Below are 8,463 nucleotides of genomic sequence, written 5' to 3'. Positions count from 1 at the left end.
GGATCTTGTAGACCATCCCGTTGATGACCTGCCGGTCTTCCACACGCGGCCGGCCTGTCGCGGCCCGCGGTATCAGTGGAGCGAGTAACTGCCACACCTGGTCAGTGAGTTCATGACGCCGTATCACCCCGCCATGATCCACCACTCGGTGATCTTTGAAGACGGACCCTAGGTCACTCTGCCGACTGAGCACCTGAACGCCCCAACCAACCTGCCCGAAATGGGAGTTATCTGGGTGCTGGTCGCCCACCACGCCCAACCATGCGAGCGGCTTTGACGGCCCGGCTCGCCCCTGTCAGGGCCCAGCTCGACGTGACAACGCCCCCTGTGGGGCTATTGGATGAACTGGATCCGCCTCGGTGCCGTTGCGTCGCACTCTCGTTCACAAAGACGCAGGCATTCAACGCGTTCACGGATTTGGAGGTGGGTTGCCCTTTTCCCGGGGCTTCACATCAGATTGTCTCAGGTAGTACGCGTCTGCCGGTGGGCGCCGCGTGTGGGGAGAGGGGTGCGGGGATGGTGCCGGCGCCTTCAGTTGTCCTTACCGTCTCGGTCGTAGTCAGCGGCCACGATCCTGGGAGACTATCTTGATCACTTTAGCGTCCCGACGGGAGGCTGCCTCGACCCTCGCAGCCACGCTACTCGCAGCCACGTCACTTGTCGGTGCTTCCGCAGGTACGGCCCATGCCGGTACGGCAGATGTGACGTGTGCAGCCGGCTCCCAGACCGTCACCTACAGTCCCGGGCTGACCCTTGAGGCCAGGCCAACACAGCTGCACATCACGCGCTCTTTGGGTCCGTGCGAGTCTTCCGATCCGACGGTCACGACAGGTACGAACACGGCGTCACCGATCCTGACGCTCTCCTGCCTCACCTTGACTTCGGCGTCCAGCACCACGCTCACCATCACGTGGTCCAACGGGATGGAGAGCGCGATCTTCGTAAACTTCCAGGTGAACAACGTGGGCGGGCAGACTGTCGCCACGGGGACAGGCAGTGTGACCTCCGGCCTGTTCGCGGGCGATTCCGCAGTGGTCGTGAATACGACGGAGACGGTGAACACGCTGGACTGCGTCGGTGACGGGATCACCAACGTCATGGGCACCTTCACCCTTGAGCTGACGTCGCTGTAGTTCCTCTCAGCACTCCCGGAATCTGTCGTGGACGGCTGCCATCAGCGCGTAGATCCCTGAAGAACCTCGCATGCGCCGGTCAAGCGCGGACGGCCCTGTCTGGACGCGGACATCTCATAGAGGCTGTCCGCGTCGTGCGACTCTGCGGAAGACACTCGGAGGTGTCGGGTGACCGTTGTGTGCAGGCCTGTCGTCGCACTGCCGGAGTTCGTTGTGACACAGGAGGAGACGCAGGAGCTCGGGCGTCGTCTCTATGCGGACCACCCTCGACTCGAACAGATCCTGCGGATGGTGCGGAACACAGGGGTGCGGAAGCGGCATTTGATCCGTCCCGTCGAAGAGTGCCTGCAGCACACCGGCTTCACCCATCGCAGCCAGGTCTTCGAAGAACAGGCGAAGAAGCGTGTGCCGGCCGTGGTGTACCAGGCCCTGCAGCACGCGGGACTGCAAGCCGAGGATATCGGGCTCGTCGTACTGGTGTCTTGCACCGGATTCATGATGCCGTCACTGGCTGCATGGCTGATCAACAGCATGGGGATGCGTCCGGAAACCACACAGCTGCCGATCGCTCAGCTCGGCTGCGCAGCAGGAGCCGCGGCTCTCAACCACGCCGCCGACTTCTGTGAGGCCCGGCCGCATCGCAACGCGCTGGTCGTGGCTGTCGAATTCTGCTCCCTGTGCTATCAGCCTTCCGACACCGGTGTGGGCAGCCTGATCTCCAATGGGCTGTTCGGAGACGCCTTGGCGGCCGCAGTGCTGCGCGGGGACGACACGGGTGAGGGGCTGCTGCTGCACGACCGCACCTCGCACCTCATCCCGCGTACCGAGTCATGGATCTCCTACGAGGTCCGCGACACGGGTTTCCACTTCCGGCTGAACAAGGAGGTAGCGACAGTCATCAGAAGCGCCATGCCGGCGATCACCGGCTTCATCGCCAGGCAAGGCCAGGACCTGGCGCGCCTCGATCACTACGCCGTACATACCGGTGGTCCGCGCATCCTGGACAGCCTGCACACCCACGGTGGGGTGGCCCCGGCCGCTCTCCGTGTGAGCCGAGAGAGCCTGGAGGACCACGGAAACATCGCCGCCGCCTCGGTGTTCGCGGTCCTGGCCCGGATCGCGGACTCCTCCCCCGCGCCCGGCGACCGGACCCTGGTGGCCGGGTTCGGCCCCGGGATCACCATGGAACTCGCCTACGGAACCTGGACCTCCAACGCCGGCGCCACTACGGCAGTTACCCCAGAGGCAAAGGAGGGACGGCTCCATGACGTTCGGTAAGACCTTCGACGAGCTGACAGTCGGGGAGGTGCTCAAACACTGGCCCGGCAAAACCGTCACCGAGTATGACCATCACGCGTTCTGCCTGCTGACCATGGTGCGCCACCCGATCCATCTCGACGCACACTGGGCCCGCACCGCCACCCGCCATCAGCAGCCTCTCGTCATCGGCTCGTACGTCATGTCGCTGCTCGTTGGCCTGTCGGAGCAGGACGTCTCCGGCAAAGCCCTCGCCCACCGCGGCTTCGAGCACGTCCGCCACATGGCGCCCCTCATGCACGGCGACACCCTGTACGCCGAAAGCCAGGTGCTGTCCAAGGAAGACCTGCCGGACCGCCCTGATCGGGGCCTCGTCACCTTCCAGACCCGCGGGCACAGCCAGCACGGCACACTGATCATGAGCATGGAACGGACCTTCGTCCTGCCCAGAGCGATGGCGGAAGACGGCCACAGCTCCGGGTGAAGGCCACTGCCACACCGGCTGGCCGTACCCCACCGCTCCGTGTGGCGAAGCCAACGACCGCCACACGTCTACTCAGCCGATCCGCCGCAGCTCCCGGCGATAGCGTTCGGCGTTGCGGACATAGAGAGCCACTCCATCCGCAAACGCGTTCACCGGCACACAGTCCGGCTCCACCCGCGCCGGAACCCCTAGCGCTCTGGCCCGTTCCGGCACCACCATTCCCGGCGTCAGCAACGCACCCGCCCCAACGAGTGCTCCGGCGCCGACACTGACGCCCTTCAGAACCACCGCCGCGGCACCGACCAGTACCCCATCCCCAACAGCGCATCCCTCCAGGTGTGCGAGGTGCCCAACCACGCAGCCTGCCCCGATCACCGTCGGAGCGTCCAGATCCGCGTGCAGAACGGCCCCGTCCTGCACCGAGGTTCGTTCCCCAACCACGATGGAGCCGTAGTCACCACGCAGCACCGCACAAGGCCAGACGCTCGCCTGCGCCCCCACCTGCACACGCCCGATGATCACGGCATCCGGGTGCACGAAAGCATCCGGATGAATACGCGGAATTTCTGAACCCAGGGCGTATACCGTCATGAGGCACCTTTAATCCAGCTGTGAGCCGATCGGAATGCTGCCTCGAGGTTGTCGCACCTCCCGCACGAACACAACCGCCCGTGAGCAACACCTTCGGTGACGCCAGGCCAGGAAATAGCAGGTCGGCTGGCCGTGCGACGAGTGGCCCGCGATGGCCGGCTTCAGCTCAATCAGTCAACCTCATTCATCCTGAATAGTCGCAGGTCAGTAGTGTGTGGATGGCTTGGACCGTGCGGCTGATGCGGCGGGTGGAGCACCGTGCTCGCCGTAGCAGCCGCCAGGACTTCAGCTGGGCGAAGGAGCGTTCGCCGGAGACACGGAGCCGGGCATGGTCGCGGTTGAACTGCTGGTAGTGGGCGGGTTGTTCGCGGTGGTGGTAGTACGGGGTGCGCACCGTGGCGTCGGCACCCTGGTAGGCGCGGTCCGCCAGGACCAGGATCTGCCGGGTGAGGCAGGCCTGGACGATGCCGTGGGCGCGGGCCGCGGTCAGGTCATGGGTTCGGCCGGGCGTGGCTCGTGAGAACCCAAGCGTCGCTGCTGGTCCACTTTTCAGCCGTCGCCGACAAGAGAGTCCGGCCGCGAGGGAATCCAGGTCTGTTTTCACACACCGACATTGGGCTCCCTCGCCTCATGCGCACAGCCGAACCCTTGGAATAGATCATCTAGTACTACTGACCCTGCATCTGCTGCTGGCCGTAAGCCTGCGGCTGACCCCCGCCTCCCATACTGGCATTCGGAGCGGACACCTGAGGCGCGGGAGGGGCCGGAACCTGACCCAGCTGCGGCTGGCTCTGCTGAGTCACGAAGGTGTCCTGCTGGATGGTGGGATTGGGCTGCTGGCCCCCCTGCGAGTTGGACACTACAGCCGGCTGGCCTTGCTGGAACATCGCGTTGGACTGCTCAAAAGCTGGCGGCACCTGCTGCAGCGGCGCCTGTGACTCAACGGCGGCACCCTCCCCGAACCCAGACGCCCTCTTCATACGCAAACCACCACTGCCACCGGTACCCTCTGCGTCCCCCGGGCCGGCTACCCCCTGCAGTGGGGACTGCATCCGGTCCTGAGAAGGCAATGGAGCCTGGCCCCTCCCAGCCACACTGCCCAGCAAAGTCGGCACAGACGCAGGAGCCGGCGCAGACGCAGCCCCGTTCAACAGCCCCGACTGCGACTGATTTCCACCACCAACGACGTCAAAGCCACCATTACCGCCGTTGTTCTGACCACGGCCATTGTTTCCGACAATCGCACTAATGGCTTCGAGTCCCCTGTCCAGCGTGGCGTCCCACTTAGAACTGTGCGCCGGCTGCAGCGGCTGCGGCTGCGGCTGCTGAGACTCCCGCACGGTACGCGCCTGCTGCGGCTTCATGTCTGTGCCCCCCGCAGCAGCGCTGGCTGGAATGCCGCCCGCACTGTCCGCGGCCGGAGCGGCGGTACCCGCACCATCCACGGATGAACCAGACACCGGCACACCAGTGGCGCCACCGTCAGGGACCACACGAGATCCATCAGCCGCGTGACCCGTCGGCGGCAACTGCCCCAGCAGCGTGGACGACGACATACCAGACTCCTGACCCAACGCCAGCGAATGCTGCCGCTCCTGCGCCACCCCCCTACCGCGCTCTTGCCCGCCGGCACCTGCCTGACCAGCAACGACGTCCCACCGTCGGCGGACGGCTTCCCGCCGCCCGAGTCTCCCGGGACCGTGGACGTATCCGGCTTCCCACCCGTGGCAAGCAAGAGGGCAGCAGCGCTCCCGCCACCCGTCGCAAGACCGGCACCCGATGCATCCACCGGCACCTGCCCGCCCTCACGCGCCGCCAGCCGCTGGGCTGCCGACTTCTCCTGCGGATTGAACGGCTGCTCAGGAACGGCCTCGGCGCTGCCGCCCTGGGAACCACCGCTACCGGACTGGTTGCCGTCACTCCCGGAGGGAACCGACCTCGGCTTCCTCACATGGCCGGAAGAGCCGCTCTGCAGCGGCTGCAGTTGCTGGTCCTCTGACGTCACGAGTTCCTGCGTCTTCGGATCAAACCGAATGTGCTGGGGCGGAGCCCCGTACCTCTCCTCGAGGTTCTTGTTCTCCTCTTCCTTGAGCGCTTCCTTCGCGGGCCCGATGATATTTTCGAGATCCCGGGGGCCTAGCCCAAAGTTATATTTGCCTGCTGCCTTGTTCGTCTGGTCTGTAATTTTTTTGATGATCATCTCTCGGATACGTTGCGCATTATCTCCGGTCTTCTCCTTCTCCGGCAGTGCGGACCAGGCGTTTCGCCACGTGGTTCTGGCCTGCTCCGGCCAGCCGTAGTACAGGTCATGGAAGAAGTAGGACGCCAACTGCGTCTCGCTCAGACCCTGGTGGTTATCGGCATAAATCCTGTCGATCCATGGCTGAACCAGCTGCGCCACGAGCTCCTCGCCGTCGGAGAACCTCTCCAGGAAGCCCGGCCGCAGCGCCGAAATCCGAGGCGATAGCCCCGGGATCGTCGGAGGGGTCACCGGCACGGGCGGCGTCATCGGCATTCCCCTCTGGCTCAACCGCGTGCCCTGCCCCGAAGACGAAGGAGCCGGCGGCGCAACCGCAGGAGGAATCACCGGCCCCCCGGACCCACTCAGGCCACGTCCACCACCCGAGGACTGCCGACCCGACGACTGCTCCTTCGGCGGCAACTCAGACTGCCAACCCGACCCCGGACGCTGCTCAACCCCACCCTGCGGAACCTTCGCCGACTGGCCTTCCTGGGGCAGCGGAGCTCGCTCACTCACCCCGCCCTGCTTCTCAACACTCCCAGAACCGCCACCCCCGCGATTCTGCACCCTCTTGCCACCACCCTGCTCCCCCGCAACACCAACACCCCCCACACAAGCCGCCAACGGCAACGACCGCTGACCGCAAGGTGGCGCCGGCGTCTCCTGGTAATGCCCGGTAGAACCATCTGAGCTCACATTTGAGTGGCCCGAAGACACGGGCAGGATATTGCCCATCTTGTCAAGCACGCCTTGCTTCACCAGGAAATTCTTCATTTTCGAGGAGTCGAAATCTCCCTGATATGGTTCCCTCCCATCCCCGAACTCCAATTTGTTCTTCTTCATGAAGGCTCGCACAGCTTCGGGGTCAGCCCTGTCCACGCCGTTCTTTTCGAGGGCGTTAAGCCAGGCCTGCTGTTGCCGCGTCGGCCAAGAATACTTGAGTGCACTTTCCGTCCGACCCGCTTTAAATACCCCCTCGAGCTCGGGCGGCAGCTTTTTAATGTCATCTTCAATGTAACCTTGACTCTTGAGCTTTTTCAGAGCTGGTGCGCAAGACTTGCAGGGCTCAACATAGTCAGCAAGTTTCACATCACTGTTTGCGCCATCTTTCCCCGCAGCAATACCTACAAGTCGTAGCTTAGGCACAGGCTCTCCATTTTTCAGCCTTTGTTGAATGTCTTCAAAAAAATCCTTCAAACATCCCGCCTCTGCACACTTTCCGTTCGTTACGGCCTTCCCTGGCTGCCCCTCCCCGTAAGCGTCCGTCTTCACCAGGTGTCCGCCGCTATTATCCTCGCCGGACTTGGCGATATAGTAATTACCGCGACCATCCACAAAAACAGCCCACATGCCAGGAAGCTGTTTTTTTGTCTTTCCATCGGCATAAGATCTTGCCATAGATTCTGCCAAGTACTGACCCATCACCCTCTCGAGAACCTTAGAATCCGTTATATTATGACTCTCTATTATCCCCTTTAAATCTGAGGGGAAATTTGGGTTATCCATAAGGGTCTTAAGATCTATGTGCCGGGTTGGTTCAAACCTTGGCGTCGGCAGCCCCTGGTTTGACGAAGCCGGCGTGTCCCCGCCGTCCGCCAGGGCCTGCCCCGCACCCAGAGCGCCTCCCACAGCCACGGCCAGACCAACCGCGGTTGCTGTCACTGCCAGCCGGCCAGAACTTCCCTGAAGCCCCCATGCCAGAACCTTCCTCCGGTGGCGGCCATCGCTCCGACCCATCGAATGACTTCCCATGCTCTTCCTCTCCCCTCCCCGGCGAACCCGTGGCTCGCTTGTTACGTATGTGCCGCTGGGATCCGACTGCTCAGAACATGCGCACTTCCCGATGCACACACTCCTTTCCCTTATGGCAATCACCGTTCTTCACATGGATGACCTGTTTTAATTCGGTTCGTAAGGACGGCCTGCCTGTGGGCCGGATTCCCCTACAAGACAATCCGTCAACAAGAAACCACATCAGATCCGAGCATGCCACCCCATTCGGCTGCGCACTCCGTTACGCGCGAGCAATGTGACGCCGCTCACGTCAAGGGCAGAACAAAAACAGATTGAAATTTGTTCGATTTTCGTCACGCGTGTGACAACAACGCAGCCAGGGAACGACACGGAAGTAAAAGGCGGACTTATCTCAATCACTCGACTGCATGATGGAAGTCACACCACAGCGAGTACTGATCTTTAAGGCCGCTCTTGACGATCTGTCAGGGCGGGCATAGGGGCGGTATGGGGACTTCGAATGCGGCGCGTTGGGGGCCGGCTGAGCGGGAGGCGCGGCGGATGCAGGCTGCCGGCCTGTTCGAACAGGGGGTGCGGCAGGTGCAGGTGGCCCGGTTGCTGGGGGTGTCCCGGCAGGCGGTCGGGCAGTGGCATGCGGCGTGGCGGGAGGGCGGTCGTGAGGCGCTGGTGGCGCGTCCGAACGGTTCCCGCTCGTATCTGACGCCGCAGCAGGAGCAGGAGTTGCTGGGCGAGCTGCGGCTCGGGGCGTCGGTGCATGGCTGGGAGGGCCAGGGCTGGACGCTCGCGCGCATCGCGCGCGTGATCGAGGAGAAGTTCGGGGTGCGGTTCACGGTGCCGGGCGTGTGGTACCTGATGGACCGTTTGGGCTGGTCGTGGCAGGTCCCGAAGACGCAGGCCCTCCAGCGCGACGAGGAGGCGATCGCCGCATGGCGCACACAGACGTGGCCGGCGGTGTCCCATCCGGGCAGGCCGTGAGTGAGGGGCGCTGGATCGTTTTCGAG

At 63.6% G+C, this 8,463-nt stretch carries 6 protein-coding genes and 1 pseudogene; 4 read left to right on the top strand and 3 right to left on the bottom strand.

Annotation, left to right across the window (positions count from 1 at the left end; translation table 11 throughout):
- Positions 1-923: 923 nt before the first annotated feature.
- The 3 genes from ACZ7NC_RS43490 to ACZ7NC_RS43480 all read left to right on the top strand — a co-directional run bounded on the left by ACZ7NC_RS43490 (position 924) and on the right by ACZ7NC_RS43480 (position 2,874).
- On the top strand, positions 924-1,133 hold the full coding sequence (locus ACZ7NC_RS43490) for a hypothetical protein (RefSeq protein ID WP_471497541.1): 210 nt from the start codon (positions 924-926) through the stop codon (positions 1,131-1,133).
- 168 nt (positions 1,134-1,301) lie between these two features.
- Complete coding sequence (locus ACZ7NC_RS43485) at positions 1,302-2,411, top strand: type III polyketide synthase (RefSeq protein ID WP_471497539.1); 1,110 nt, start codon at positions 1,302-1,304, stop codon at positions 2,409-2,411.
- The gene (locus ACZ7NC_RS43480) at positions 2,398-2,874 is read left to right on the top strand and encodes a MaoC family dehydratase (protein ID WP_471497538.1); all 477 of its coding nucleotides are present in this window, start codon (positions 2,398-2,400) and stop codon (positions 2,872-2,874) included. The genes ACZ7NC_RS43485 and ACZ7NC_RS43480 overlap by 14 nt, the downstream gene beginning before the upstream one ends.
- Before the next feature lie 72 nt (positions 2,875-2,946).
- Here the strand turns inward: ACZ7NC_RS43480 and ACZ7NC_RS43475 are convergent, their stop codons facing one another.
- The 3 genes and pseudogenes from ACZ7NC_RS43475 to ACZ7NC_RS43465 form a co-directional block, all read right to left on the bottom strand.
- Positions 2,947-3,465 carry a gamma carbonic anhydrase family protein gene (locus ACZ7NC_RS43475; RefSeq protein ID WP_471497536.1) on the bottom strand — a complete coding sequence of 173 codons (519 nt, stop codon included), beginning with the start codon at positions 3,463-3,465 and terminating at the stop codon, positions 2,947-2,949.
- 184 nt (positions 3,466-3,649) lie between these two features.
- Positions 3,650-3,994 (bottom strand): annotated as a pseudogene (locus ACZ7NC_RS43470) (transposase family protein); the annotation flags it as partial.
- A gap of 831 nt (positions 3,995-4,825) precedes the next feature.
- Entirely contained in the window at positions 4,826-7,129 is a 2,304-nt protein-coding gene (locus ACZ7NC_RS43465) for a hypothetical protein (RefSeq protein WP_471497534.1), read from the bottom strand.
- A gap of 819 nt (positions 7,130-7,948) precedes the next feature.
- On the opposite strand from ACZ7NC_RS43465, the gene ACZ7NC_RS43460 reads away from it, so the two are divergent.
- Entirely contained in the window at positions 7,949-8,437 is a 489-nt protein-coding gene (locus ACZ7NC_RS43460) for a winged helix-turn-helix domain-containing protein (RefSeq protein ID WP_471497533.1), read from the top strand.
- The last annotated feature ends 26 nt before the right edge of the window (positions 8,438-8,463 follow it).

The organism is Streptomyces sp. NPDC111802, assembly GCF_055634335.1.
Note: the sequence above shows the minus strand (reverse complement) of the source record. Positions and strands in the feature narration are given on the sequence as shown.